General features: G+C 62.0%; 28 protein-coding genes and 1 tRNA gene. 14 read left to right on the top strand and 15 right to left on the bottom strand.

Features of this window, described 5'->3' with window-relative positions; translation table 11 throughout:
* Nucleotides 1-76 precede the first annotated feature (76 nt).
* Entirely contained in the window at nt 77-1,390 is a 1,314-nt protein-coding gene (locus QWE_RS18810; RefSeq protein WP_006727759.1) for a hypothetical protein, read from the top strand.
* Between the two features lie 175 nt (nt 1,391-1,565).
* Here QWE_RS18810 and QWE_RS18805 read toward each other — a convergent pair whose 3' ends face one another.
* The 7 genes from QWE_RS18805 to QWE_RS18775 all read right to left on the bottom strand — a co-directional run bounded on the left by QWE_RS18805 (nt 1,566) and on the right by QWE_RS18775 (nt 8,286).
* A complete protein-coding gene (locus QWE_RS18805; RefSeq protein ID WP_006727758.1) occupies nt 1,566-3,599 on the bottom strand; it encodes an ASKHA domain-containing protein in 2,034 nt (677 codons plus the stop codon).
* A gap of 117 nt (nt 3,600-3,716) precedes the next feature.
* A complete protein-coding gene (locus tag QWE_RS18800) occupies nt 3,717-4,679 on the bottom strand; it encodes a methyltetrahydrofolate cobalamin methyltransferase (protein ID WP_006727757.1) in 963 nt (320 codons plus the stop codon).
* Nucleotides 4,680-4,748: 69 nt separating this feature from the next.
* On the bottom strand, nt 4,749-5,846 hold the full coding sequence (locus QWE_RS18795; protein ID WP_006727756.1) for a methylenetetrahydrofolate reductase: 1,098 nt from the start codon (nt 5,844-5,846) through the stop codon (nt 4,749-4,751).
* A gap of 4 nt (nt 5,847-5,850) precedes the next feature.
* On the bottom strand, nt 5,851-6,450 hold the full coding sequence (locus QWE_RS18790) for a methylenetetrahydrofolate reductase C-terminal domain-containing protein (protein WP_006727755.1): 600 nt from the start codon (nt 6,448-6,450) through the stop codon (nt 5,851-5,853).
* A complete protein-coding gene (locus tag QWE_RS18785) occupies nt 6,443-6,745 on the bottom strand; it encodes a virulence factor (protein WP_006727754.1) in 303 nt (100 codons plus the stop codon). The genes QWE_RS18790 and QWE_RS18785 overlap by 8 nt, the downstream gene beginning before the upstream one ends.
* A 108-nt stretch (nt 6,746-6,853) precedes the next feature.
* Nucleotides 6,854-7,639 carry a formyl transferase gene (locus QWE_RS18780; protein ID WP_006727753.1) on the bottom strand — a complete coding sequence of 262 codons (786 nt, stop codon included), beginning with the start codon at nt 7,637-7,639 and terminating at the stop codon, nt 6,854-6,856.
* Complete coding sequence (locus QWE_RS18775) at nt 7,639-8,286, bottom strand: exopolysaccharide biosynthesis protein (RefSeq protein WP_006727752.1); 648 nt, start codon at nt 8,284-8,286, stop codon at nt 7,639-7,641. The genes QWE_RS18780 and QWE_RS18775 overlap by 1 nt, the downstream gene beginning before the upstream one ends.
* 223 nt (nt 8,287-8,509) lie before the next feature.
* On the opposite strand from QWE_RS18775, the gene QWE_RS18770 reads away from it, so the two are divergent.
* A complete protein-coding gene (locus QWE_RS18770) occupies nt 8,510-8,677 on the top strand; it encodes an entericidin domain-containing protein (protein WP_006727751.1) in 168 nt (55 codons plus the stop codon).
* Nucleotides 8,678-8,704: 27 nt separating this feature from the next.
* Here the strand turns inward: QWE_RS18770 and QWE_RS18765 are convergent, their stop codons facing one another.
* Complete coding sequence (locus tag QWE_RS18765; protein WP_006727750.1) at nt 8,705-9,331, bottom strand: DUF1638 domain-containing protein; 627 nt, start codon at nt 9,329-9,331, stop codon at nt 8,705-8,707.
* Nucleotides 9,332-9,369: 38 nt separating this feature from the next.
* Between QWE_RS18765 and QWE_RS18760 the strand changes: the two genes are divergently transcribed.
* Together QWE_RS18760 and QWE_RS25950 are read left to right on the top strand one after the other, a co-directional pair.
* Entirely contained in the window at nt 9,370-9,531 is a 162-nt protein-coding gene (locus tag QWE_RS18760; protein WP_006727749.1) for an entericidin domain-containing protein, read from the top strand.
* A gap of 66 nt (nt 9,532-9,597) precedes the next feature.
* Nucleotides 9,598-9,732: a hypothetical protein gene (locus QWE_RS25950; protein WP_276307004.1), complete on the top strand. Its 135-nt coding sequence runs from the start codon at nt 9,598-9,600 to the stop codon at nt 9,730-9,732.
* Nucleotides 9,733-9,756: 24 nt separating this feature from the next.
* Here QWE_RS25950 and QWE_RS18755 read toward each other — a convergent pair whose 3' ends face one another.
* Nucleotides 9,757-10,458, bottom strand: a complete 702-nt coding sequence (locus tag QWE_RS18755; RefSeq protein WP_006727748.1) for a corrinoid protein — start codon at nt 10,456-10,458, stop codon at nt 9,757-9,759.
* A gap of 271 nt (nt 10,459-10,729) precedes the next feature.
* Here QWE_RS18755 and QWE_RS18750 point away from each other — a divergent pair, with 271 nt between their 5' ends.
* From QWE_RS18750 to QWE_RS18740, 3 genes are all read left to right on the top strand, one after another.
* On the top strand, nt 10,730-12,295 hold the full coding sequence (locus QWE_RS18750) for a trimethylamine methyltransferase family protein (RefSeq protein ID WP_006727747.1): 1,566 nt from the start codon (nt 10,730-10,732) through the stop codon (nt 12,293-12,295).
* A gap of 98 nt (nt 12,296-12,393) precedes the next feature.
* Nucleotides 12,394-13,098 (top strand): hypothetical protein, encoded by a 705-nt coding sequence (locus QWE_RS18745; protein ID WP_006727746.1) that lies wholly within the window; start codon nt 12,394-12,396, stop codon nt 13,096-13,098.
* A gap of 145 nt (nt 13,099-13,243) precedes the next feature.
* Nucleotides 13,244-13,936 (top strand): phosphodiester glycosidase family protein, encoded by a 693-nt coding sequence (locus tag QWE_RS18740; protein WP_100220948.1) that lies wholly within the window; start codon nt 13,244-13,246, stop codon nt 13,934-13,936.
* An 8-nt stretch (nt 13,937-13,944) separates the two neighbouring features.
* On the opposite strand, the gene QWE_RS18735 is transcribed toward QWE_RS18740, so the two are convergent.
* The 5 genes from QWE_RS18735 to QWE_RS18715 form a co-directional block, all read right to left on the bottom strand.
* The gene (locus QWE_RS18735; RefSeq protein WP_006727744.1) at nt 13,945-14,286 is read right to left on the bottom strand and encodes a hypothetical protein; all 342 of its coding nucleotides are present in this window, start codon (nt 14,284-14,286) and stop codon (nt 13,945-13,947) included.
* A gap of 122 nt (nt 14,287-14,408) precedes the next feature.
* A complete protein-coding gene (locus QWE_RS18730) occupies nt 14,409-15,614 on the bottom strand; it encodes an ABC transporter permease (RefSeq protein WP_006727743.1) in 1,206 nt (401 codons plus the stop codon).
* On the bottom strand, nt 15,604-16,320 hold the full coding sequence (locus tag QWE_RS18725) for an ABC transporter ATP-binding protein (protein WP_006727742.1): 717 nt from the start codon (nt 16,318-16,320) through the stop codon (nt 15,604-15,606). The genes QWE_RS18730 and QWE_RS18725 overlap by 11 nt, the downstream gene beginning before the upstream one ends.
* Before the next feature lie 8 nt (nt 16,321-16,328).
* Nucleotides 16,329-17,627 carry an efflux RND transporter periplasmic adaptor subunit gene (locus QWE_RS18720; RefSeq protein ID WP_052018226.1) on the bottom strand — a complete coding sequence of 433 codons (1,299 nt, stop codon included), beginning with the start codon at nt 17,625-17,627 and terminating at the stop codon, nt 16,329-16,331.
* 274 nt (nt 17,628-17,901) lie between these two features.
* Nucleotides 17,902-17,977, bottom strand: a tRNA-Lys gene (locus tag QWE_RS18715).
* Between the two features lie 183 nt (nt 17,978-18,160).
* Between QWE_RS18715 and QWE_RS18710 the strand changes: the two genes are divergently transcribed.
* Both QWE_RS18710 and QWE_RS18705 read left to right on the top strand, forming a co-directional pair.
* A complete protein-coding gene (locus QWE_RS18710) occupies nt 18,161-18,907 on the top strand; it encodes a cytochrome c biogenesis CcdA family protein (protein WP_006727740.1) in 747 nt (248 codons plus the stop codon).
* Between the two features lie 42 nt (nt 18,908-18,949).
* Entirely contained in the window at nt 18,950-19,912 is a 963-nt protein-coding gene (locus tag QWE_RS18705) for an AEC family transporter (RefSeq protein ID WP_006727739.1), read from the top strand.
* Here QWE_RS18705 and QWE_RS18700 read toward each other — a convergent pair.
* Nucleotides 19,889-21,094, bottom strand: coding sequence for a UbiH/UbiF family hydroxylase (locus QWE_RS18700; RefSeq protein ID WP_006727738.1), 1,206 nt, complete (start codon nt 21,092-21,094; stop codon nt 19,889-19,891). The two genes, QWE_RS18705 and QWE_RS18700, sit on opposite strands and share 24 nt — an antisense overlap.
* A gap of 188 nt (nt 21,095-21,282) precedes the next feature.
* Here QWE_RS18700 and pcsA point away from each other — a divergent pair, with 188 nt between their 5' ends.
* The 5 genes from pcsA to QWE_RS18675 all read left to right on the top strand — a co-directional run bounded on the left by pcsA (nt 21,283) and on the right by QWE_RS18675 (nt 26,835).
* On the top strand, nt 21,283-22,011 hold the full coding sequence (pcsA, locus tag QWE_RS18695; RefSeq protein ID WP_006727737.1) for a phosphatidylcholine synthase: 729 nt from the start codon (nt 21,283-21,285) through the stop codon (nt 22,009-22,011).
* Nucleotides 22,012-22,127: 116 nt separating this feature from the next.
* The gene (locus tag QWE_RS18690; protein WP_052018230.1) at nt 22,128-23,723 is read left to right on the top strand and encodes an ABC transporter ATP-binding protein; all 1,596 of its coding nucleotides are present in this window, start codon (nt 22,128-22,130) and stop codon (nt 23,721-23,723) included.
* Nucleotides 23,713-24,804: an ABC transporter permease gene (locus tag QWE_RS18685; RefSeq protein ID WP_006727735.1), complete on the top strand. Its 1,092-nt coding sequence runs from the start codon at nt 23,713-23,715 to the stop codon at nt 24,802-24,804. The genes QWE_RS18690 and QWE_RS18685 overlap by 11 nt, the downstream gene beginning before the upstream one ends.
* Entirely contained in the window at nt 24,801-25,721 is a 921-nt protein-coding gene (locus tag QWE_RS18680) for an ABC transporter permease (RefSeq protein WP_006727734.1), read from the top strand. Before QWE_RS18685 ends, QWE_RS18680 begins: the two co-directional genes overlap by 4 nt.
* A 40-nt stretch (nt 25,722-25,761) precedes the next feature.
* The gene (locus QWE_RS18675) at nt 25,762-26,835 is read left to right on the top strand and encodes a BMP family ABC transporter substrate-binding protein (protein WP_006727733.1); all 1,074 of its coding nucleotides are present in this window, start codon (nt 25,762-25,764) and stop codon (nt 26,833-26,835) included.
* Nucleotides 26,836-26,848 lie beyond the last annotated feature (13 nt).

Genomic DNA, 26,848 nt, shown 5'->3' with positions numbered 1-26,848 from the left:
GCGTCGGCAGTTGTCATGTTTTGCAGATAACAATCCTTCACTTGCTTCCTGCCGGTCTACGCACCATCATGAAACAATGTCCGACCAACCTGAAGAAATCCGGCCCCTTGCTACTGGGGAGTACATCACCAAGCAATACCAGCAGATGCGTCCGCTGATTTATCTGCTTGGTTTGTTCAATCCCGACATGCGACGCCAATCAAAGGAGCTAGATAAGCAGTTCGCTGACGTGGAGCGCATGAAGGAGGATCGGCGTGTATTTGCTAACCGCTTTGGCCCGCGTGGCTGGACGATCTATGATCGCCTGTCGGTAGATGCGGTGCGAGCCGCAGTCGCGGAGGCGGATGATACCGTTGCGGAACAGGGTCTCGTAGCACATCACCTTGATCCAAGTAATTTGGCGTCTTTCGGCCATCGATTTAATTCGAGGGGGCTTGAGGCTTGGCACGATCTCTATAGATGCGCAGCAGAGCGTATAATGGCGGGGGACTATCTCGCTGCAGTGCCACTCATTCTAATTATCATTGATGGCATTTGCACAACCAAGACCGGCAAGCACCCCTTTTCGGGAGGAGCCGACGCTCCAGTGTTCGATACAGAAACTGTAGGCCCCGGCGGTATTTCCGACGGACTTGCGATTCTTGGCGCAGTGCGACGGGGACTCAACACGCAATCGATCGACAGTCCCTATCGACATGGCATTCTGCACGGGCTCGACACAAATTTCGGGAATGCTATTGTTGCCGCTAAGGCAGTCAACTTGCTCCAGACCATGGTCGACTATTTCGACCGACGGGAGGATGAAGAGGTCCGCATTGCGAAAGCTGCGAAGGATCAACGGCAGCCATCATGGGCGGAAATGGTAGCCAAGATGTCGGCTACACAAGACACTAGGCGCAGAATAGACGAATGGGTCGCCCGCCCACAAATCTCGGAGCGATGGCTGGCATCCGCAGGTGAGACACATAATTTCCAGGCGGACAGTCCCGAAGCGATGGCGGCCACATATCTTGATGCGATCATCACACGCAATTTCGGCAAGCTCGCCCAGCTGACCATCGACTATCCGCTTCGGTCAATAGGCTATAGGGCGGGCCGTCTTCGGGAAGAGCTGAGCGATCTCAAGGTTACACATTGGAGAATTTTAGGTATTCGCGACGAGGCACCTGCGATCAGCGAAATAGACGTGTCTATGGAGGGCATTCTGAATAGTACTTCGTGGGTAGGACTCCAAACGATGCGGCTGATTTACAACGACGAGAAATTTGAGGTACTTGTGAGAGGGGCGCCAAACGGTAGCTGGGCGGTAATGCCAAGCTTCCTGCCCACTTTGCGGGGTACAGCGCTTGGTTCTGTGAAATCGAGCAAAATGCCAGATCACGATAACTGATATCGGAAAATGAGCGTTGGCTCTTTGGTCCTGGCAGAGGACGAGCGCTTTGCCGACACCGCGACCCGCACGGTTTGCCAGGCACCCAGAGGGGCCGCTCTTGAGAATTGGTGCCGCCTTATCAGTAACTTGAAACAAGAAGCATATCTGCCTATCGCGGTAACGGTGCCGCCGCCTACTCCCTGCTCCTCCGCCGTCTGCGCCCGCCACCCTCGCCATCACCCTCCGCCAGCACCTTCCGCTCCGGCAGCGTCACGACACTCGCCAGCTTCGGGAACGGATCGACTTTGTTCGGCAGCGCCATGGCGTCGATGAAGAGTTGCTGGAAATGCGGCTCCAGCGCCGTTTCAATCTTTTCGATGCGGGTGACGGTTTCCTCGATCTCGCGGCGGTAGTCGCGGTTGAGGAGGGCCATGAGCGCGCCGGTGCCGGCGGCGTTGCCGACGGCCTTGACCTCTTCGAGGTCGCAATCGGGGATAAGGCCGAGCACCATCGCATATTTCGGATCGATGAAGGAGCCGAAGGCGCCGGCGAAGCGGATGGTGTCGACGGTCTCGACGCCGAGCTTTTCCATCAGGAGCTTGATGCCGGCATAGAGGGCAGCTTTCGCGAGCTGGATGGCGCGCACGTCGTTCTGGGTGACGGTGATCTTCTGGGCGCCGTCATGCAGGAGGTAGGAGAAGGTCCGGCCGTTTTCGAGGATGCGGGGACTTTTCGCAGCCATTGCGCCATCGACCACGCCATCTGCGGAGATGACGCCGGAGAGGTACATTTCGGCGACGACTTCGATGATCGCCGAGCCGCAGATGCCGGTGATGCCGGTTTTCTCCGCGGCTTCGGCGAAGCCCTCTTCGTCAGACCACTGCTCGACGCCGATGACCTTGAAGCGCGGTTCGAGCGTTTGCGCGTCGATGCGGACACGCTCGATGGCGCCGGGGGCGGCGCGTTGGCCGCAGGAGATTTCGGCGCCTTCGAAGGCGGGGCCGGTGGGCGAGGAGGCGGCAACGGTGCGTTCGCGGTTACCAAGCACGATTTCGGCATTGGTGCCGACATCGACGAGCAGCATCATCTTGTCCTGGCGATGCGGGCCTTCGGACAGCGTCGCGCCGGCAGCATCGGCGCCGACATGGCCGGCGATGCAGGGGAGCAGATAGACGCGGGCGCCGCGATTGATGGCAAGATCGATCTCGCGCGACCAGGTGTGGACAGCACCGGAGACGGCAAGCGCAAAGGGCGCCTGGCCGAGCTCCGTCGGATCGATGCCGAGGAAGAGGTGGTGCATGATCGGATTGGCGACGAAGACGGCGTCGAGAATGCTGTCCGGCGTGATCTCGGCCTCGGCGCAGACCTTGGCCGTGAGTTCGTTGATCGCCTGGCGCACGGCCTTAGTCATCGCCTCGCGGCCGTTAGGGTTCATCATCACATAGGACACGCGGCTCATCAGGTCTTCGCCGAAGCGGATCTGCGGATTGGCAGCGCCCGAGGAGGCGACGACGCGGCCGGACAGAAGCGAGACCAGATGCATGGCGATGGTCGTCGAGCCGATGTCACAGGCGATGCCATAGGCCTCGTTGTGCAGGCCCGGCCAAAGGGCAATCAGGTTGGGGCGCGAGGTTTCGAGATCGCGGTGGATGGCGGCGGTGACGCCCCAATTGCCCTTGCGCAGGATCTTCTGCACATCGGGGAGCAGGTGCTGGGCGACCAGTACGTCGCTCAGGCCCCAGTCCTTGTGCAGCATGACATTCAGGCGGTCGAGATCGCCGAGCGGCTTGTGCATGTCGGGCTCGTCCACCTCGACGTAACACAGCTGGACGGCGGGATTGCGCGCAATCAGCCGGTCGATCGCTGCCTTGCGGATGACCTGGGCATTGACGACGGTGTCCGGCGGCACATCGACGACGAGATCGCCCTGAATGGTGGCCGAGCAGGAGAGCCGGCGGCCTTCCGGTATGGTGCGCACCTCGGCATAGCGCTTCTCCTTCGGCCCGACGGGCGAGATATGGTCATTCGACGAGGTGATGCCGTGTTTGGCGAACTGGCCTTCCTGGACCTCGATCTGGCAGCGGCCACAGGTGGCGCGCCCGCCGCAGACGCTCTCGACATAGACGCCGAGCGATCGCGCCGCTTCGAGCACCGTGGTGCCGACAGGAAAACGGCCACGTTTGCCCGAGGGCATGAAGAGGACGAGGGGATCAGCGGCGTCGGTCATTCTGGTCTTTCGAAATCTGAGGGACGTCTCCCTCTTCTGTTGTGCGGAGGTTTTACCCCCCTCTGTCACTGCGTGACATCTCCCCCACAAGGGGGGAGAGTGGAGTTCAGCCGTTTTTTACTCCGTCGCAGCACCGCCACCCACGCGCGCTGCACGACCACCGCGGCGGCCGCCGCCGGTCGAGGCAGAGGCCGGGGCTGCGTGGCCGCCGCCTTCGGCGGGTTTGTAGTCGCGGTAGGTCTTGATCCAGTTGTAGCAATTCTCGTCGGTGCCATTGAGCACGTTTGCGGCGCGGACGGCTTCCATTTCCTGCGGGCGGCAGGGGTTCATGATGGCCGACGTCATGCCGGCACCAATGACCATCGGGATGAAGCCGGCATTGATGCCGTGACGGTGGGGCAGGCCGAAGGAGATGTTGGAGAGGCCGCAGGTGGTGTTGACCTTCAGCTCTTCGCGGAGACGGCGGACCAGCGCAAAGACCTGCAGGCCGGCGGAGCCGATGGCGCCGATCGGCATGACCAGCGGGTCGACGACGATGTCATGCGGCTTGATGCCGTAATCCATGGCGCGCTCGACGATCTTCTTGGCGACGGCAAAGCGGACGTCCGGATCCTGGGAGATGCCGGTCTCGTCGTTGGAGATGGCAACGACCGGCACATTGTATTTGGCGCAGAGCGGCAGGATGGCTTCGAGCTTTTCTTCCTCGCCGGTGACCGAATTGATCAGCGGGCGGCCCTTGGCGACCTTGAGGGCTGCCTCGATGGCGGCGGTGACGGAGCTATCGATCGCGAGCGGCACGTCGACGAGCCCCTGGACGATTTCCATGGTCTTGACCAGAAGGCCGGGCTCGGTCTCGTTCGGATTGACGGAGGTGACGCCGGCATTGACGTCGAGCATGGTGGCGCCGGCTGCGACCTGTTCCAGCGCGTCCTTGATAACCGTGTCGAAATTGCCCTCGATCATTTCGGCTGCGAGCTTCTTGCGACCCGTCGGATTGATGCGCTCGCCGATGACGCAGAAGGGCTGGTCGAAACCGATGATGATTTCCTTGGTGGCGGATGCGACGATGGTGCGGGTCATTTCAGTCCTCCGGTCGATGCCGGCTCTCGCACGGCGGGAATGGGATGTGCCGGCAGAAGCCGGGGAAAATCAATGGGTCTGGGTGTTGGCGGCAAGGCCTGCGAGCGTCTGCTGGTCCTGAACCGGATCGGCGCCGATTTCACGCATGCGCTCGGCAGCGATGTCATCGGCGCGGGCATGTTCGCGCTTCCAGGGCCGGCGACCCTTGAGGATGCCGGATTCATGCACGATTTCGGCGACATATTCCTCTTGGCGATAGGCCATGACATGCACGCCGGAGACGCCCTCGATCTCCTTCACCTCATTGATGATGTCGATGCAGAGCTGCTTGCCTTCCTTCTTCTGGTCGGCAGCGCCTTCCAGGCGGGCAATGACATGATCGGGAATGTGGATGCCCGGCACGTTGGAGCGGATCCACTTGGCCGTCTTGGCCGAGGCGAGCGGGCCGACGCCGACGAGGATGTAGCATTTCTCGTGGAAGCCGAGGTCGCGGACCTTCGCCATGTAGTCGCGGAACATCGGTACGTCGAAGCAATACTGGCTCTGGACGAATTGCGCACCGGCCTCGATCTTCTTGCCCAGGCGATAGGGACGGAAATCGTAAGGCGGGGCGAAGGGGTTGATGGCGGCACCCAGGAAGACCTTGGGCGGGCTGGTCAGTTTGCGGCCGGAGAGGAATTTCGATTCGTCGCGCATGGTGCGGACGGTTTCCAGAAGCGACATGCAGTCGAGGTCGAAGACGGGCTTTGCACCCGGCTGGTCACCGGCCTGCACGCCGTCGCCGGTCAGGCACATGATGTTGGCGACGCCCATGGCGGCGGCGCCGAGAACGTCGCCCTGGATGGCAATACGGTTCTTGTCGCGGCAGGCGATCTGCATGATCGGGGCATAACCCATGCGGGTGAGCAGCGCGCAGATGCCGACGGAAGACATGTGGCAGTTGGCGCCGGATGCGTCGACCGCGTTGATGCCGTCGACCCAGCCGTCGAAGATCTTGGCCCGCTCGTAGACGTCTTCCGGATCGGCGCTGTCGGGCGGGTTGAGTTCGGCCGTGACGGCGAATTCGCCGCGACGGAGCACACGCTCCAGACGGCCGAGCGAGGAATGGCCGGGCAGGGGATCGAGCGGAAGGTGAACCCCAAGCGGATTTTCATCGATATGGGCCATGCTCTCAGGCTTCCTTTGCCGTGTTCTTTTCGCGTTCTGCAGCGGCTTCCGCCGTCACGCGCAGCCAGGAGGATGTCTCGCGCAGCGACTGGTTGACCGGCTTCTGCACTTTCAGGATCGCGTCGCCCGCGACCATGTTGCGCGAGCCGTTCCAGGCCTGGACCCAGACGCAGGGCATGTCGGGCTCGACTTCGCAATTGCCATTGGCCCGTACTCCGCCGCAGGGGCCGTTGCGCAACTGCTTGGGACAGTTCATCGGGCAGGACATGCCGGTCGAGGACAGCACGCATTGGCCGCACATGCGACAGTCGAAGAGCAGGCCCTTCACATTGCGCTCGACGAAGGTGACCGGGGTTTCGACCCTGTTGTAGCCGAGCTTCTTCCAGACCGGGTGGAGGAAGAGGAAGGCGCTGGCGAAGTTGCGGTAGAACCATTCGAGGAAACGGGAATTCTTCACAGCCCAGAGCCGGATCGTATAGGAGCGGCGGGCGCGGCGGTTGGGCGAGACGCCGGATGGCGTGAAAGCGCCGGTCTTCGCCTTGGCCGCTGGCGCGGCGTTGCCCTTTTTCGGCGGGCCGGGATCGACGAGTACGGGCTCACCCATTGTCGCGGCCTCCGGCATGGACAAGCGCCACGAGGCGGGCCTTGTCGTAAGCGGCTTCGATTTCGGCGGCTGCCGTTTCGGCCTCGGCCTCGAGATCATCCCCGACCGGCACCGGATCGGCCTTGCGCCAGTCGGCGAGGTAGGCGTCGGTTTCGGCAGCGCCTGTGCGCATCGCGGCCATATCGATCGCCTCGGTGAAGCGCAGGGAGAGCTCACGCTTGGCCGATTTGCGACCCTGCTTGACGATCACCTGAGCCGGAATATCCCGCCAGTAAACGACGATCTTGTCTGCCATGCCACTCACTCCCTTTGGCGCCAGAATGCACGGGGGGCATTCGCCGGACTGCGCTCTTCACGACGTCGCTTGTCGCCAAAAACGACGCTGCCATGAGTCCTGCTGCTTTTACCAGATCCGGCGTGTCACGCCGCACCAGATCCACGACCAGAATGTCGGCGGGAAGCGGAGGACGGAGGGACCTTGCGGCTCGATGGGGGCGAGGCGTCCCTCAAGAGCATCGTTCAGAGATCGGGTGACGATTTCGAGCGAGGCGATGGTCAGCAGAAGCGGATAGGTGGAGATGAAGTCTGATGGCGCGGGTTTCGTGCGAACCTCGTAGAGCGTGCCGCCGGTATCGGTTCCGGCGTCGACGAGATGCAGTGTGGCGCCGAAATTTTGGCCGTCATTTTCCCGCAGCGACCAGTAGCCGCCCATCTGGCCGCGATAGTTGGGGTTGATGCCGGCATGCAGGTTGATGACCGGGCAGGGCATGGCGGCGAGCTGCCGGGCCGACATCAAGCGGGTCGAGACGAGCAGGATGGCGCCGGGCTTCAACTGCTTGACGAGGGCTGCCGTCTCTGCGGCATTGATCGAGGTTACCGGGTGGATCGGGACCGTTTCGGGAAGTGTGCGATCAAGGCCGTGTTCGGCAAGCAGTTCCGCGATGCGGCGGTCTGCCAAGCGACGCAGCAGGCGCGCGGCGATCATCGTGCCGAGCTGGCCGAGCGCTGGGATCCAGCCGAGCTTTCTTGCCCGACGGCGGGTGATCTCGCCCTTGCCCTCCGGGTTTTCGAGGAGAAGATGCACATCCATGCCGGCCTTGGCGAGATGCTGGACGACGAGGGTGGGGTTGAGGCCGCCTGCCGTCATGACGACCACGCGGCGATCTAGTTGTTCGGTTGCGTTGATCATCAGATGACGAGCGAGACGACGGCTATGGCGGTGTAGACGACGAAGGCCGCCACCGCGAGCGAGAGCACGCCGATCAGACAGCCGGCGATGACGCCGAGACCGTCACGCTGGGAATGGGCAAAACCGAGGACTGCGAGCGCAAAGGCCGGCGGCCAGTTGCCGAGCGGGATCGGCAGGAAGACGACGATGGCGAGGATCAGCGCGAACACGCCGATCAGTCGCTCGGCAAAGCGGCTCTCGAAAAGCCAGAAGCGCGGCACGACCAGCTTTTCGGCCCAGCGCATCCACGGAACCAGCCGCTTGACGATCGCCTCGAAGGTCTGCGGCTCGACGCCGTAATCGCTGACGACCCGCGGAAAGAAAACGCGTCCACCCGGAGAAGCCATCATCTGCCAGGCGACGAAGATCAAGGGCAGTCCGAGGATGAAGGTCGCACCCGGCGGCATCGGCACCAGATTGGGAAGCGCGAAGACCAGCAAGAAGGCGCCGAAGGAACGGTCCTGAAGCGCGATCGCGATGTCGCGGATCGTCACCTTGCGATCCGTCGTCCGAGCCAGCCGGACCAGAAGATCCGAGAGGTTCTCAGGAAGCTTGTGTTCACGCGCGGTGGCAAGACCTGCCACCCATGTTTCCGCCCTGTCGGTCATTCGTTTTCTCTTGGTTCTTTGTTGACCTGACACGAGGTTGGCACGGGGATGTTACAGGGGCATTAAAGCTGCGAGCGCTGCGTTTCACGCTTTCGGGAATGGTGAAGGGAGGGTGAAGAGAAGCTGGCCCGGTTACCCTTCCATCGTCTTAAGTCGCTGCCTTGATTTTTCCGCAGACGCTTGCCACCTAGGCCGTCGGTTTCTGATCAGACGGGGAATCAGGATGACTGTCGCTTTTCTTCGGTTTGCGGGTGCCTTCGCTATCTTGGTCAGCGTGACACTTGGCCTTTCCTCCTGCGGCAACACGATCCGTGGCATCGGCAATGATCTCGGCAATGCGGTGGATGCCACACAGGATGCTGGGCGCAGCGTAGCCAATTCGGTGCGCTGACGCTGACATCACCCGATTTTGAGATGATCAGGCGGCGGGGGCGGGGACCCGTGCTGCCGCCACGAGTTGCGGCTGCAAGTCGCCGTAGCCGGTGAAGCGGTATTCGTAGTCCAGCTTCAGATAGTCGGCTGCCCATTTCGCCTTGGCCTGGAGTTCCAGGTCTTCCGTCTGGGCGAGATAGACGATCTTGGTGTAATTTCCGAAGACCATGTCGCGCAGTTCGGGGTGGCGGTCGAGCTTCAGGGGTTCGATGACGAAGGCTTCGAACTGCCGGGTGATAAGGTCGGTGAGATAAAAGGCCGTGAATTCAGTCTCGCATTCGGCAAGGAATTTTTCGGTGCCGGTGAAGAAGGCATAGCAGTGAGGGCCGGACAGGCGCTCGATGCCTTCCTCGCGACAGATCTTGTCGACCTCCCCTTGAGTGCCGCATTCGGCATAGCCCAGGAAGATGTTGTCGTGTCCTGCGGCTCGCGCCTCCGTGATCTTTTCGCGCAGGGCCGGTGCGATCTTGTCCGGCCAGACGTGCCAGATGGCGGGCAGGCATTCCAGCGTCAGGTGATCAAGGCCATTCAGAGCTTTGACGGCCAAAATCTCGCGGGCGATCGCGCCGCACGCAATCACGTGAACCTTTTTTGATTTGACGCGTTGTTCCATCGCATTCCACTCGTCACCCAGACAAAAGGTACATCAATATGATGGCGAAAAAACTGACATCCGGCGCAGCCCTCGTTCTTACCGTCTTTGCACTGTCGTCTTGCGGCAATACGATCCGCGGCGTTGGTCAGGACGCAGCCAACACCGTCAACGCGACCCAGGACGCCGGCCGCACGGTCGAAGGTGCCGCTGTCCGCTAATCGAAAGTGCGGAGACGACGCACTCAGCGCATTAAGATCAAGCGCACTGAGATCAGGAGAGGGAGCATGACGCTCACGACGATTGCAAAGGCCAGCGCCATCTACATGATGGCGGCCATCCTGTATGCCGGAGGGCATGTCGCCTGGCAGTCCATGGCGACTATCCCTCAGGACGACGTCTACGCAGAAGCCGGCCTCTAAGGCCGGCTTCGCCGTTTATACACTTCAGGCGCGAGCGCCCATGCTGTTGTGTTTGCGGCTGATAAATTCCTTCGCCGTCTCGACTGCCACTGCGGCATCGCGGCAGTAAGCATCCGCCCCGACCGCCTTGCCGAATTCCTCGTTGAGCGGCGCGCCGCCGACGAGCACGACGTAATCGTCGCGAATGCCCTTTTCCTTCATCGTGTCGATGACGACCTTCATGTAAGGCATGGTGGTGGTGAGCAGCGCCGACATGCCGAGGATATCGGGCTTTTCGCGCTCAAGCGCTTCCAGATAATTCTCGACCGGATTGTTGATGCCGAGGTCGATGACGTCGAAGCCGGCGCCTTCCATCATCATGCCGACCAGGTTCTTGCCGATGTCGTGGATGTCGCCCTTGACGGTGCCGATGACCATCTTGCCCTGCTTCGGGGCACCGGTGGCGGCGAGCAGCGGGCGCAGTATCGTCATACCTGATTTCATGGCGTTGGCGGACAAGAGAACTTCCGGCACGAAGAGAATGCCGTCGCGGAAGTCGATGCCGACGATGCGCATGCCTTCGACGAGTGCCTGGGTGAGGATGTCATAGGGCGCCCAGCCGCGTTCGAGCAGGATGTTCGTCGCTTCTTCGATTTCCTCCTTCAGGCCGTCATAGAGGTCATCATGCATCTGCTGCACGAGCTCTTCATCGGAGAGTTCGGAAAGAATGATGTCATCGTCGGCCATGGTGCTGCTTCCCGCTTTTTTTCAAACGCGATTCAGGTCGCGCTGGGCATGAGACTGCCCGATCGAAAGTTAAACCTCAAGTTCGTGAAAAACTGTTTTCGATTACGACGTGGCTACCCTGAAAAGCGACGGTCCGGGACAAGTGTGCGGGAAAGGCGATGTCTGTGAGACGCAAGCGGTTGGCGCATAAAGGATGGTTTCACATGCGGATTGGAATAGCATAATGGAGGAGAGAAGCAGCGCGGACGAGCGCTCGAGCGAGGAAGCAGAGATGGACGAGATCACGGCAGAACCGGGCGCAGGCCGCCGCCAACGCGGCGAAGGACGGGGGGCTGCGGCCCGCAGAGCATCGCGCAGCGGCGGCGGTGCCGGGCCATCCATGCCCTATATCACCCGCAAGATCCGCACCTATGAGGTGCTGGACGAAGAAGGCCTCGAGCTGATCGAGCGCAATGCCGATACGGTTCTCGAAGAGATCGGCATCGAATTCCGTGAAGACGCCGAAGCGCTGGAGCTCTGGAGACAGGCCGGCGCCGACGTGAAGGGCGAACGCGTGCATTTTCCGAAAGGCTTGTGCCGTGAACTCTTGAAGACTGCCCCTTCCGAATTCACGTGGCATGCCCGCAATCCAGAACGGAGCGTACGGATCGGCGGAAATGCCACCGTCTTCGCACCGGTCTATGGCCCACCCTTCGTGCGCGACCTCGACGGAAACCGCCGCTATGCGACGATCGAGGATTTCCGCAATTTCGTGAAGCTCGCCTATATGGCGCCGTCGATGCATTCGTCGGGGGGGACCGTGTGTGAACCGGTCGATATCCCGGTGAACAAGCGTCACCTCGACATGATCTACAGTCACATCAAATATTCCGACAAGCCGTTCATGGGCTCGGTGACGGCACCGGAACGGGCGGAAGATTCGGTTGCGATGGCGAAGCTCGTCTTCGGCGACGAGTTCGTCGAAAACAATTGCGTCATGCTCAACCTGATCAACGCCAACTCGCCGATGGTCTTCGACGAGACGATGCTCGGCGCGGCCAAGGTCTATGCCCGCCACGGCCAAGCTTCGGTGATCTCGCCCTTCATCCTCTCCGGCGCGATGAGCCCGGTCACGGTCGCGGGCACGCTGACGCAGATCCTCGCGGAAGTGCTGGCCGGTGCCTCGTTCACCCAGCTTATCCGTCCGGGCGCGCCGGTGCTGTTCGGGACCTTTGCCGCCTCGATCTCGATGCAGTCGGGTGCACCGACCTTCGGTACGCCGGAGCCGGCACTCGTCTCCTATGGGGCCGCACAGCTCGCACGTCGCATGGGTCTGCCGTTCCGTACGGGCGGCTCGCTCTGTGCCTCCAAGGTTCCTGATGCGCAGGCAGCACACGAAAGCGCCAATACACTCAACATGACACTGCTTGCCGGTGCCAACTTCGTATTACATGCGGCTGGCTGGCTCGAGGGCGGTCTTGCCGCCTGCTACGAGAAGTTCATGATCGACCAGGACCAGCTCGGCATGATGCAGAAGATGGCACAAGGCGTCGATCTGACCGAAGACGGCCAGGCGATGGACGCCATCCGGGAAGTGGGACCGGGTGCCCATTATCTCGGCTGCGCCCATACGCAGGCGAATTTCCAGACTGCTTTCTATCGCTCGGCACTCGCCGACAACAATTCCTTCGAGCAGTGGGAAATCGAAGGTCGCAAGCGGATCGAGGATCGCGCCAATGCGCTCTGCCGCTCGTGGCTCGACAGTTACGAGGCGCCGGCGCTCGAACCTGCCATCGACGAGGCCTTGCTGGCGTTCATCGCCAGCCGCAAGAACTCGATGCCCGACGCCTTTACCTGAAAGGGTCCCGTTGCCAGGGAGCAAGGCGGAGCCAGCAGGGTTGCCGACATGATCCAGGAGGAGGTCTGGCGACCACATTACAAGATCGAGAGGCCGCGATGAGCGGCCCTTCATCCGTTGTGGCGGGACTCGATGCGCGGTTCGCCGAGCAGGGGCTTTCTTGTCGTGGTCTCGTCCAGTTCGGGGTGGCGGACGAGGCGCCGATGCTAACGGATGGCACTCCGGCCGCGGCTGTGGTGCTCATCAGCGTTGCGGGCGCAACGATGTGGCCGCATTTCGAGCGCTGGCGGATGGCGCAAGCCGATCACGGTGGTGCCGATCCGCTCGATCGCTGGTCGAAGATGGTGATCGATCATGTCGCCGATGAGGTCGGGGCTGAGGCCCGTTATCCGTCAGAGGCGCCTTACCAACCCTTTCAGCTTTGGGCGATGCGAGCCGAAGGGCTGAAACCCTCGCCACTCGCCATCCTGATCCATCCGCGCTTCGGTCTCTGGCACAGCTATCGCGGGGCACTGCTGTTTCGGACCTGGGACGAGGCGCAAAAGGGGCGGGCTGTGACCGCGCTGCATCCTTGCGAGGCCTGTGTCGCAAAGCCCTGTCTGACGGCGTGCCCTGTCGGCGCGATCTCGCTGGATGGGTTCGATGTGGCGGGATGCCACGCGCATCTGGCGAGCCCTGAAGGGCAGGGCGGCTGTATGGTATCAGGCTGTGCCGCCCGCAATGCCTGTCCGATCGGGGTCGGGTATCGCTATCCGGATTCGCAGCTGCGCTTTCACATGCAGGCGCTGACGTTGCCGGGATGATGGGGCCGGCCCGGTTTTCGGAATTTTTGCGGGAGCGGCCTTCACATTGCCGGGAATCGCGGCCAAGAAGCGCGCTCACGAACAAGGGGCCTGCGTGCGAAAATTCCTCTCGATACTTGGTTTGCTGATCGCCACGACCCTGCCGATGCCGGCAATGGCCGCCTGCGCGGACGTCATCGACGGGGATGCCCGTTATCTTGCCTGCCGATTCGATCCGGGTCGGGAGGACATACGGCTGCATTTGGCTGGGCCCGACGGCAAAGCCTATGGCGGCTTCGCGAAACTCCGGCAGCAGCTCTGGGCCGAGCGGCGTGTGCTCACATTTGCGATGAATGCCGGCATGTATCACAACGACCTGTCGCCGGTCGGCTATTTCGCCGAATATGGCAAGGTGGTGAAACCGGCTGTTACCGGTGGTGGATGGGGGAATTTTCACCTGCTGCCAAACGGTGTCTTCCTGATGAAGGATGGCAAGGCATCGGTGATGGAGACCAAGGCCTTTGTCGCAAGCGGGCTAACGCCTGACTTCGGCACCCAGTCCGGGCCGATGCTGGTCATCGACGGAGAACTGCATCCGCGTTTCCTGGCCGATAGCGACAGCTTCAAGATCCGCAACGGCGTCGGCGTCGATGCCGAGGGGCACGTGCACATGGTTGTGTCGCGGGTGCCGGTCCGGTTTCACGATTTTGCCCGGCTGTTTCGCGACAGGCTGGGCTGCGCCAACGCGCTCTATCTCGACGGCACGATTTCAAGCGTGTTCATCGCCGAGGAGAAGCGGATGGACCGGCTCTTTCCGATGGGGCCGATCCTCTCGGTCAGCATGCCGATCCCGCAGTGAGACGGTCGTCAGACGGCCGCTTTGGGATAGGCGCGCTCGAGTCCGCCGGAACGGTTGAGACCGGTGCGGAAGGCAGCAAAAGCCGGATGCTGGCTGGAGCGAGCGGCTTCCATCAGGCGGATCTGCAGGCGCGCCGGGGCATGCTCACCGATCCACTCGCCATTGCGCTCCAGCTTCAGGGAGTTCAAGAATTTCCCTTCGGAGGCGATGTCGAGATAGAGATAGAGGCCTTCGAGCAAGGCATCGTCCTGGGCCGGGTTCTCGAACAGGAGCTTCAGGAAAGCCTGGTCGGGCTCCTGCATCGAGGCGATCTTGGCGGCGACGGTGTTGCGGTCCGGAAAGGCGGACATGGGCTTATTCCCTCTGCTGGTCAAAATGCTCATGCACGCATAGCCGAGCCATACGTCCATTAGATTAAGCTACAGCACATTAAGTTTGCCCCAGGCTGGTCTTGGTTGACCAAGGCCCGCCATCATTCGTGACGGAGAGCGTCGATCGGGTTCATTTGCGCGGCGCGGCGGGCGGGGAAATAGCCGAAGACCATGCCGATTGCGGCAGAAAAGGCGAAGGCGAGCAGGATGATCGAGGGGCTCGCGACAAAGGGCACGGACATCAGCGTGACGGCCGTATAGGCGATGGCGAGACCAAGCGCGATGCCGACCACGCCGCCGAAGACGGAGAGCGTCACCGCTTCGACGAGAAACTGCATCAGCACTTGGCGCTCCACGGCGCCGATCGCCAGTCGGATGCCGATCTCGCGGGTGCGCTCGGTGACCGAGACCAGCATGATGTTCATGATACCGATGCCTCCGACGAGCAGGGAGACGGCGGCGACCGCGCCAAGCAGGCCCGTCATTAGCGTCGTGGTGCCGGTCAGCGTCGCTGCCATCTGGGTCATGTCGTTGACGGTGAAATCATCGTCGCGACCCGCAATAATCTTGCGGCGCTCGCGCAGCAGGCGTTCGACATCCGCCTGGACCTTTGCCGTGGATACGCCGTCTTCGGCCGAGAGCATGATGCTGGAGATATCCGTCGAGCCGCCGATGCGGCGCTGGAAGACCTTGAGCGGCATCATGACGACATCGTCCTGGTCGCTGCCCATGCCGCTCTGGCCCTTCTTGTCGAGAAGGCCGATCACCTGGCAGGCGACATTGCCGACGCGGATGGTCTGATCGACTGCCGGGGTGGAGCCGAAGAGCTTGGAGCGCACCGTCTCGCCGATCAGGCAGACGGCCTGTCCGCCGCGCTCTTCCGACGGCAGGAAGCTGCGGCCGGAGGCGAGTTCCCAGTTCTGGGCCACGAGATAATCGTCGCCCGAGCCGATGATCGTGGTTTGCCGGCTCTGGCCGCTGAAGACCACGGTCTGGCTGGACTGGTTGATGCCGGCCGCAGCGCGCAGGCCCGGAACCTGCTCGCGGATCGCCTCGAGGTCACGAAGGGTGAACTTCTTCGCATCCGTCGCGGCGCGACCCGGGCCGAACTGGCCGGGGCGGACGAAAAGAAGATTGGTGCCGAGCTTGGAGATTTCCGTCGTCACCTGAGCCGTCGTGCCATTGCCGATGGTCACCATGGCGATGACGGCGGCGACTCCGATGACGACGCCAAGCACCGTCAGGAAGGAGCGCAAGAGGTTGCGGCGGATGGCGCGGAGCGCGAGCTTCAGAGTTTCACCGAACATCGGCCGTCTCCTTCGCGGTCAGGCTGTCGGACTGGATGTGACCATCGACGAAACGCAGTGTGCGCTTGGCATAGGCTGCAATATCGTCTTCGTGAGTGACCATGATGACCGTGATCCCATGGTCGCGGTTGAGGCCGGTGATCAGTTCCATGATCTCGCGGCTTGTCTTCGTGTCGAGATTGCCGGTCGGTTCATCGGCCAGGAGGACGGAAGGGCTTGTGACGATTGCGCGGGCAATGGCGACGCGTTGCTGCTGGCCGCCGGACAATTCCTGGGTGGTGTGGTTCTCTCGGCCTGCAAGGCCCACCTGCGACAGCGCGGTTAAGGCGCGGGCACGCCGTTCACGCGCATCCATGCCGCGATAGACCAGGGGCAGTTCGACATTTTCGACGGCCGAGGTGCGGGCGAGGAGGTTGAAGCCCTGAAAGACGAAGCCAAGCATGTGACGACGAAGCAACGTGTATTGCGCACGGTCGAAGCCCGTGGTGTCGATGCCCTGAAAGAGATATTGGCCGGATGTCGGCACATCGAGGCAGCCAAGGATGTTCATGGCGGTCGACTTGCCCGAGCCGGACGGGCCCATGATCGCGACGAACTCATGCCGATCGATCGTCAGGTCGACCCGGTCCAGCGCGCGGATGGTCGCTTCGCCGCGGCCGTAAACGCGGGAGATCTGGCGAAACTCGATGAGTGGGGCCGTTGCCATCCTGTGCCTCAACCGTTGCGAACCGTTTGATCGGTGATCACCCGGTCGCCTTCCTTCACGTCGCCCTTGACGATCACCGTATTCTGCCCGTCGGAGGAACCGATCTCGATGTTGACGGCGACCGGCTGGCCATCGCGCAACAGCCAGATGGTGCGTTCGCTGCCCGTCGGCTCCGGCGCGCTGGCAGGTGCCTGGCGTGGCGGGCGAAACAGGCTGAACACGCCGCTGCCACCTTCGGAGGTCTCGGTTTGCGCGGCCGGGGGTGAGTAGCGCAGGGCGGCATTGGGAATGAGCAGGCCGTCTTCGACCGACCGGACGACGATATCGGCCGTCGCCGTCATGCCCTGGCGCAGCAGTAGATCGTCATTGGCGACCGACAGGATGCCTTTGTAGGTGACGACGTCGTTCACCGTTTCGGCAGCATAGCGGATCGAGGTGATCTCGGCCGGAAAGCGCTGTTCGGGAAAGGCGTCGACCGTGAAGGTGGCTGCCTGGCCGATGGCGACCTGACCGACATCGGCCTCGTCGATGGAGACCTGCAGCTCCATTTCCCGGAGATCGCCGGCGATGGTGAAGAGTGTGGGTGCCTCCAGCGAGGCGGCCACCGTCGCGCCGGGATCGACATTGCGCGACAGAACGATGCCGTCGATCGGCGAGGCGATGGTTGCTTTCGAAAGCGACAGCTTTGCCTGCTCGAGCGCGGCTTCTGCCGCGATGACATCGGCCTCGGCGCTTTCGCGGGCAGCGGATGCTGCCTGATAGGTGAACTCGGCGGTGTCCAGATCCTGCTGGGTGGAGACGCGGCTGGAGACGAGCGCCGTCAGCCGGTCGAGCCTGGACTTGGCGGATTGCTCGTCGGCGCGGGCTTTCGAGACGGCGGCGCCGGAGGAAGCGAGCGCCGCCTCCTTGGCTTTCAGATCGGCACTCAGCTTGTCGGTGTCGAGACGGGCCAGAACGTCGCCCTTCTTCACCTCGCTGTTGTAGTCGACCAGCACCTCGCGAACGGTGCCCGATTGCTCCGAGGACACGTCGACCTGAACCGTCGGCTCGACGGAGCCGGTGGCGGTGACGATGACAGTGAGATCGCCGGGCTTCAACTCGGATGTGCTGTAGCTCACCGTTGTTCCGCCGGCCGACCAGAGATAGGCGCCGTAGCCGAGGCCAGCCAGGGCGACGAGCAGGAGTAAGCGCAGACCCCAGCGTCGCTTCGGCCGTGCGGCTTCGGCCAGAATCGCTTTCAGCTCATTGGCTTCGGCCGAGGTCTCGGGTTTTGCGTCGTCGCTCACGTCTGCTCCGTCATATTGCATTTCCACTATGCCCGGACCATGACCCAAGCCCGGGCCTTTGCCCTTGATCGGGGTCAAGTGGCGGAATGGTTCCCTTGGCTATGCAGATAGACCTTCGCGGCGGAAAGGACAGTGAAACATTGGTAAGGTTGGGGGAGGGGTGGCAATCTGGACTGGACCAAGAATGCAAGGCGGCCGGAGGTCCGAGATAAGCCCGTGACTAAAGCGCGAGGCCTACGGAGCCTAATCTGCGCACAAATAAATTTCTATGATGGTCAGAATAATTTCGGAGGAGTGGTGAGAGCGCAGGGATTCGAACCCTGGACCTACTGATTAAAAGTCAGTTGCTCTACCGGCTGAGCTACGCTCTCCCGTGCGGTTTTGCGCCGCCTCAAGAAGTGCGCGGAACATAGGCAGGTGACCCCGGCCGGTCAACCGCAAAAATGCAGTTTCGGCAGCAAAATGCAGTCCTCTTGTCGCAGGCTACGCAATGGTGATTGGCAAGCATGGTGTCGCGGGATTAGGAAGAGCCGGTTCGGGTTCCGGAGTTCATCGTGTCGATTGCCGATATTTCCTTTTTCAGCGCGCTTCTGGCCGGAGCCCTGTCGTTCCTTTCGCCCTGCGTGCTGCCGCTGGTGCCGCCCTATCTCTGTTATATGGCAGGCATTTCGGTCGATCAGTTCCGCGAGGGGGCGCAGGCGGAGAACGCGGCGGCGCGCCGGACGGTGATGTTGACCGCGCTCGTCTTCACGCTCGGTTTTGCCACCGTCTTCGTGGCGCTCGGCGCCGGTGCCTCGACGATTGGCGGGCTTTTGCGCCAGCACATGGATCTCTTGTCGAAGATCGGCGGCGTGATCATCATCATCATGGGCTTGAATTTCCTCGGCGTCTTCCGCCTCGGGCTTCTGTCCTCGGAGTATCGATTCGCAGGCGGCGGAAAGCCGGCGACGCTTTCGGGCGCCTATGTCATGGGTCTCGCTTTCGCTTTCGGCTGGACGCCCTGCATCGGCCCGGTATTGGGTGCTATCCTCGGCGTCGCGGCCTCGAAGGAGACGGTCGGCGACGGCGCGCTTCTGCTGGCGATCTATTCGCTGGGGCTTGCCGTGCCCTTCTGGATCGCGGCCGGATTCTCTGGCGCCTTCATGCGGTTCCTCACGCGCTTCCGCCGGCATCTGGGTGTGGTGGAGAAGGCCATGGGCGGACTGCTCGTTCTGACCGGGCTAGCCTTCATCTTCGGTTACGTCTCCGACATGGCGATCTGGTTTCAGCAGACCTTTCCAATCCTGTCTCAAATCGGCTAAGTCCCGTTTGAACGCATCGTCGCGTTCGGGGGGAAGTGAGCCATGGCGGATATCATCGCGCTGGTCTTGCCGTTTTTCGGCCTGATCCTGATCGGTTACGTGTCAGGAAAGCTTGGCGACCATTCCGCCCAGGCGCTCGGCTGGCTCAACTTCTTCGTCATTTACGTTACGCTGCCGGCACTGTTCTTCAAGCTCGTCTCGCGCACGCCGATCGAACAGCTGACGCGCATCGATTTCATCGCAGCCTGCCTTGCGGCCACCTATTCGATCTTCGTTCTTGTCTTCGTGGTCGGCCGCTATGTTCGCGGTAACAACATTGCCGAATCGACAGTCCAGGCGCTGGCGGGTGCCTATGGCAATATCGGCTATATGGGGCCGGGCCTGGCGCTGCTCGCCTTTGGCGAAAAGGCTGCCGTTCCGGTCGCGCTGGTGTTCTGCTTCGAAAACGCCGCGCATTTTATCGCAGCTCCCGCCTTGATGGCCTTTGCCGGTGGCGACAAGCGGCCGCCGGCGCAACTGGCGCTCGATGTGGCCAAGAAAATCCTGACCCATCCCTTCATCATCGCGACACTCGTCGGTTTCGTGGCCGCCGCCTTTGCCTTCGAGCCGCCACTCGCGCTGCAACGACTGATCGACTACCTCGCCCAGGCGGCGGCGCCTTGCGCTCTTTTTGCCATGGGTGTGACGCTTGCGCTGCGGCCCCTCAAGCGCATTCCCGCCGAGATCGGATACATCGTGCCGATCAAACTCGTGCTGCATCCGATCCTCGTTTATGTCGTCCTGAGTTTCGTCGGGAACTTCGACCCGCTGTGGGTCTATACGGCGGTGCTGCTCGCCTCGCTGCCGACAGCAACGAATGTCTTCGTCATCGGCCAGCAATACGGGGTTTGGCAGGAGAGGGCGTCCGCCACGATCCTGATCACCACTGTCATTTCGGTGTTCTCGGTGTCGGCGCTGCTGTTTGCCATCACCCAGGGTTATCTACCGGCGGACCTTTTCCCGTAACAATGACGGCAGGGACTTTAGCCCGCGCCCCGGCGCCACGCCTTCCTGCATGACGAGATTTCGCAGTGGGGCGACGCTTGCCAGCACCTGGAGGCCGGCAGCGCGCATCATCTGAACCGGCAGAAGGCCCGAGAGCAGCGATCGGTTGAGAAGATCGACGCTTGCTGTGCGGCTTGCAATATCGAGGCGGCGCTTGCGGTCGAAGCGGTCACCGGCGTCTGCGGGAATCGGTGCCGAACTGCGATCAAGGAGAATGTCTTCCAGCGCTGCGATGTCGCGCAGGCTGAGGTTCAGACCCTGCGCTCCGATCGGCGGGAAGGCATGGCCTGCCTCGCCGATGAAGGCGGCGCGGCCCTTGCCATACTGACGGGCCGTCATGCCCGACAGCGGCCAGGCCTGGACGCCATCCTCCACCTGGACCTTGCCCAGCATGGACTGCATGCGGGCCTCGACTTCGGCAGATAGCTTATCGGATGACAGCGAGATCATCCTGTCGGCTTCCTGCGGGGGCAGGACCCAGACGAGGCTCGAACGCAGGCCGGGCAGGGGGACCTGGGTGAAAGGGCCCGATTCTGTGTGGAACTCTGTCGAGATGTTCTGGTGCGGCAGACTGTGGATGAAGTTCATCACCACGGCTGTCTGCGGGTAGGACCAAGTCTTGACGCCGACGCTTGCACTTTCGCGCGTCTTGGAGCGGCGACCATCGGCACCGATCGCAAACCCGGCGGTGATTGCCTCTTCGCCCTGGATGCCGATGGTGACTACATCCGCGCCGATATGGATGCTCTCGGCGGACGAGGCGCGGCGGGTGATCAGCGGTTCGCTTGCTACCGCCTTTGCCAGCGTTTCGAGCAGCGCGGAATTCGGGATGTTGTAACCGAAGGCGTCGAGCCCGATTTCCGCACTCCGGAATGCGACCGTGGGCGCCCGCAGGAGCCGCCGTGTGCCGTCGATGATCTGCATGACGGTGAGGGCGGCTGCTGTTTCCTTCAGATCCTGCCAGAGGCCGAGGCGTTCGATCATGGCCAGCGACTGATCCATGAGCGCGGTGGTGCGCCGGTCAGAGCCGTCCGGCTGCGGGCCAACAAGAACGACACGGCGACCGCCGCGGGCCATGGCAAGCGCGGCGATCTGTCCGGCGGGGCCGGCGCCAATCACGGCAATGTCGAATTCGTGGCTCATGGTGAAGGTCCTAATTGGCTTCTTGTGACGCTATTTAGAGCCGCCGCACGGTAAAATCCATGGGCCGAAATGGCGCATGTGCCAACCGGGTCCCGGGCGAAATCCGGGCATAGACCGCCACTTGTGTTGCAATGCGCGTCATTTCGTCCGATACCGTTTCCTCCGAAGTGCCGCCGACTGGAGCAGGGATGAAGATCTTCAATTACAAGCGCGTGCCCTATGCCGAGATCCGCGCCTTTTCGGTCCACATCCTCACCGCTTCCGGATCGTTTCTTGCCTTTCTTGGGGTCGTCGCTGCTGCGGAGCATCGCTTCGTCGACATGTTCTGGTGGCTGGGGCTTGCGCTGCTCGTGGACGGTATCGACGGTCCGATCGCCCGCAAGATGCGCGTCAAGGAAGTCCTGCCGAACTGGTCCGGCGATACGCTCGATAACATCATCGATTATGTCACCTATGTGCTTCTGCCGGCCTTTGCGCTCTATCAGAGCGGCATGATCGGCGAGCCCTGGTCCTTCGTTGCCGCCGGACTGATCGTGGTGTCGAGCGCAATCTATTATGCCGACATGGGCATGAAGACGGACGAGTACTTCTTTTCCGGCTTCCCCGTCGTCTGGAACATGCTGATCTTCACCCTGTTCGTCATCGACGCGAGCGCGACGACGGCCCTGATTGCGGTGCTGGCATCGGTCGTGCTCACCTTCCTGCCGATCAACTTCCTGCACCCCGTGCGCGTCCAGCGCCTGCGGCCGTTCAACATGGCCGTGTTTCTGCTCTGGTGCGCCTTTGGTGGCTACGCGCTTCTGCTGCATTTCGAATCGCCACAATGGGTTGTCATTGGCATGATTGTCTCCGGGCTCTACCTTTACGTGATTGGCGGCGTGATGCAGCTTTTCCCCAGTCTTGGTCGCCGGGGCTGACGTCGTCCTGACGCAGCTGGGCAAAACCAAAAAAAACTTTTGCCTATATATTGTGCGCTGCCGCAAACCGGTTATGAATTGAGCGATGGACCGGGCGCAAGACCTGGCCGATGCGCATGAGAGTGCAAGGGGGACCTGTGCCGCAACAACCGCCCGAGGGCGAAAAGCCGCTTTTGACCGTGCGGGGGCTGACGAAGCTGTTCGGCAGCTTCAAGGCCTGCGACGAGATCGACCTCGACATCGGCCATGGCGAGATCCACGCTCTACTCGGCGAGAACGGTGCCGGCAAATCGACCCTCGTCAAGATGCTGTTCGGCATTCTCGCGCCGTCCGCCGGCACGATCGGATGGGAGGGGCTGGATCGCGTGATCGCCAATCCTGCTGCAGCCCGGCGTCTCGGCATCGGCATGGTCTTTCAGCATTTTTCGCTTTTCGAAGCGCTGACGGTCGCCGAAAACATCGCACTGTCGCTCGACGAGAAGATTTCGATCTCCGAGCTTTCCAAGAAGGCGGCCGAGCTTTCCGTCGCCTACGGTCTGCCGCTCGATCCCAATGCCCATGTCGCCGATCTCTCGGTCGGTGAACGCCAGCGCATCGAGATCGTCCGCGCGCTCCTGCAGAACCCCAAACTGATCATCCTCGACGAGCCGACCTCGGTGCTAACGCCACAGGAAGCCGACAAGCTGTTCGAGACCCTGTTCAAGCTGAAGGCGGAGGGGCGGTCGGTCCTCTATATCAGCCATCGCCTCGAGGAAGTGCAGCGCATCTGTGATCGCGCCACCGTGCTTCGTCACGGTAAGGTCACGGGCGCCTGCGACCCGCGTCAGGAAACGCCGGCGTCGCTCGCTCGGATGATGGTGGGCGCCGATGTTGCCGGCGTCGAGAAGGTCGAGCCGCCGGCTGATGGTGCCGTGCAGTTGCAGGTGAGCAATCTCTCGGTCAGTCCTCGGACGCCGTTTGCCATGGCGCTGAAGAATGTATCGATGACCGTCAAGGCCGGCGAGATCCTTGCCATTGCCGGGGTGGCGGGCAATGGTCAGAGCGAACTCTTTGATGCGCTTTCCGGCGAGTATGTGGTTCAGAACCCCGATGCAATCCGCCTGCGCGGCAAGTCCGTCGGTCGCCTCGGGATCAATGAACGCCGGCTTCTCGGCGCCGGTTTCGTGCCGGAAGAGCGCCACGGCCATGCCGCTATCCCGGCCATGAGCCTGTCGGAAAACCTCTTTCTGTCGCGCAATGCATCCGACCGTTCGGCCTATCTCGCGGGCGGCAAGATCGGCCTTATACGCCATGGCCTAGTGCAGCAGGCGGCGCGCCGCATCTCCGAGATGATGGATGTGCGCAAGAGCGGTGAGGATCCCGCAGCCGGTTCACTCTCGGGTGGCAATCTGCAGAAATTCATCGTCGGTCGTGAACTCGACCGCCAGCCTTCTGTTCTGGTCGTCAACCAGCCCACCTGGGGTGTCGATGCAGGCGCTGCAAGCCGCATTCGCCAGGCGCTCGTCGATCTCGCCAAGTCGGGCTCGGCCGTGGTCGTCATCAGCCAGGATCTCGACGAGATCTTCGAAGTGGCAACCTCGATTGCCGCCATTTCGGAAGGCAAGCTGTCCGACGCCTATCCCGCCTCGACCATGACCCGCCAACGCATCGGTATCCTGATGGGCGGTGTGCATGGCCTGACCACTGCCCCGGAGGCGGCCCATGCGCATTGAACTCGAACGCCGGTCGCGTCAGTCCAGCCTCTTTGCGATCGTCTCTCCTCTGCTGGCGCTGGCGCTCACCGTCTTCTTCGGCGGCATCATGTTTGCGCTGCTCGGCAAGGACCCGGTCTCGGCACTCTTCAGCTTCTTCATCGAGCCGCTGCTCGAGGTCTGGTCGCTCCATGAGCTTGCGGTCAAGGCAGCACCGCTGATCCTGATCGGTGTCGGCCTGTCGGTCTGTTATCGCTCGAATAATTGGAATATCGGCGCCGAAGGGCAGTTCATCGTCGGGGCGATCGTCGGCTCGATCCTGCCGATCACCTTTTACGAATGGTCCTCGCCGCTGCTCTTGCCGATGATGATCGTCATGGGTGCCATCGGCGGTGCCGCCTATGGCGCCATTCCGGCGCTGTTGAAGACCCGCTTCAACACGAATGAAATCCTGACCAGCCTGATGCTGGTCTATATCGCCCAGCTTTTCCTGGATTGGCTGACGCGCGGCATCTGGAAGGACCCGGCCGGCTACAATTTTCCGCAGTCGCGCTCCTTTGTCTCGGAGGCCGTATTGCCGGAAATCCTGTCTTCCGGCCGCGCCCATCTCGGCATCATCTTTGCGCTGATTGCGGCCGTCGCCGTCTGGTTCATGATGCGCTACACGCTGAAGGGATTTCAGGTCGTGGTGCTCGGGCAGTCGGAACGGGCAGGGCGCTTTGCCGGCTTCTCCTCGCGCAAGATGGTCTGGTTCTCGATGATGTTTTCTGGCGCGCTGGCAGGTCTTGCCGGGATTTCGGAAGTATCGGGCTCGATCGGTCACCTGCAGCCGACGATTTCACCAGGCTACGGCTTCACCGCGATCATCGTCGCTTTCCTCGGCCGCCTCAATCCGCTCGGCATCATCGCCTCGGGCTTCGTGCTGGCGCTCACCTATCTCGGTGGCGAGGGCGCGCAGCTGTCGATCGGTGTTTCCGACAAGGTGACCCGCGTCTTCCAGGGGCTCTTGCTGTTCTTCGTGCTCTCCTGTGACACGCTCATTCTCTACAAGGTGCGGATCGTCTTCGACCGTGCCCGCAATGCCGCGACGAAGGGGGCTTGATCATGTTCGAGGCCATCCTTCTCACCATCATCACCGCCTCGACACCGCTGGTGATCGCCGCCATGGGCGAACTCGTGGCCGAGCGCTCGGGCGTGCTGAACCTCGGCGTCGAAGGCATGATGATCATCGGCGCGGTCTGCGCCTTCATCGCGACCAACATGACAGGCTCGCCCTATATCGGCGTTCTCGCGGGTATCGCGACCGGCGCGCTCTTTTCGATGCTCTTCGGTTTCCTGACGCTCACGCTGGTCGCCAACCAGGTGGCGACAGGTTTGGCGCTCACCATTCTCGGTCTCGGTGTTTCCGGCATGGTCGGCGAAAGCGTCGTCGGTGTTCCCGGCGTGAAGATGCAGCCGATCGTCATTCCGCTCTTGTCCGACCTGCCACTGATTGGCCGCGTCCTGTTCGCTCAGGACATCTTCTTCTACATGTCGATCGCACTGGTCGCCGGGGTGAACTGGTACCTGTTCAAGAGCCGCTCGGGCCTCAAACTGCGCGCCATCGGCGACAGCCATGGCTCGGCCCATACGCTCGGGCTTCCCGTAATCCGGACACGCTATCTGGCGGTGATGTTCGGCGGCGCCTGTGCCGGTCTTGCCGGTGCGCAGCTGTCGCTCGTCTATACGCCGCAATGGGTCGAGAACATGTCCGCCGGCCGCGGCTGGATCGCGCTCGCCCTCGTCGTCTTCGCCGCCTGGCGTCCCTGGCGGGTGCTTGCCGGCGGTTATCTCTTCGGCGCCGTCACCATCGGGCAGCTGCATGCGCAGGCCCTTGGCATCGGTCTGCCCTCGCAGTTTCTGTCCGCGCTGCCCTATGCGGCGACCATTGTCGTGCTGATCATAATCTCCCATAATCGGCGCACGACGCTGATCAACACGCCGGCCTGCCTCGGCAAGCCGTTCGTGCCGGATAGATAATCAAAACAAAAGCTTCAACCTAACCAGACAGGGGTACACCATGAAGACTATCCTCCTCGCGCTTGCCGCTTCGGCTGCCGCCGTCGTCGGCGTCGCGGCACCCGCCGCTGCCCAGGACAAGACGAAGGTCTGCTTCGTCCATGTCGGCTCGAAGACCGACGGCGGCTGGACCCAGGCGCACGATATCGGCCGCCAGCAGCTGCAGGAGCATTTCGGCGACAAGATCGAAACGCCTTACCTCGAAAACGTGCCGGAAGGCCCGGATGCCGAGCGCGCGATCGAGCGCATGGCCCGTTCCGGCTGCGCCCTGGTCTTCACGACCTCCTTCGGCTTCATGGATGCGACCCTCAAGGTCGCCGAGAAGTTCCCGGACGTGAAGTTCGAGCATGCGACCGGCTACAAGACCGCAGACAATGTCGCGACCTACAATTCGCGCTTCTATGAAGGCCGCTTCATCAACGGTCAGATCGCCGGCAAGATGTCGAAGACCGGCGTCGCCGGTTACATCGCCTCCTTCCCGATCCCGGAAGTCGTCGCCGGCATCAACGCCTTCCTGCACGGCGCCCGCACGGTAAACCCCGAGTTCAAGCTGAAGGTCATCTGGGTCAACACCTGGTTCGACCCGGGCAAGGAAGCCGATGCCGCCAAGGCTCTCTTCGACCAGGGCGTCGACGTTCTGACCCAGCACACCGACACGACGGCGCCGATGCAGGTTGCCGAAGAACGTGGTCTGAAGGCTTTCGGTCAAGCCTCCGACATGATCGCCGCCGGCCCGACTGCGCAGTTGAGCGCCATCGTCGACACCTGGGCGCCTTACTACATCAAGCGCACCCAGGCCGTGATCGATGGTACCTGGACTTCCGCCCAGACCTTCGACGGTCTCGTCGACGGCATTCTGTCGATGGCGCCCTACACCAACATGCCCGACGACGTGAAGGCCATGGCGATGGACACCGAAGCCAAGATCAAGTCCGGTGAACTCAAGCCCTTTACCGGCCCGATCAACAAGCAGGACGGTTCGGCCTGGTTGGCGGAAGGTGAGTCGGCTGATGACGGCACCATCCTCGGCATGAACTTCTACATCGAAGGTGTGGACGACAAGCTGCCGCAGTAAACGGCAAAGAACG

Origin of the sequence: Agrobacterium albertimagni AOL15 (genome assembly GCF_000300855.1) — a bacterium.
Lineage (GTDB): Bacteria > Pseudomonadota > Alphaproteobacteria > Rhizobiales > Rhizobiaceae > Allorhizobium > Allorhizobium albertimagni.
Note: the sequence above shows the minus strand (reverse complement) of the source record. Positions and strands in the feature narration are given on the sequence as shown.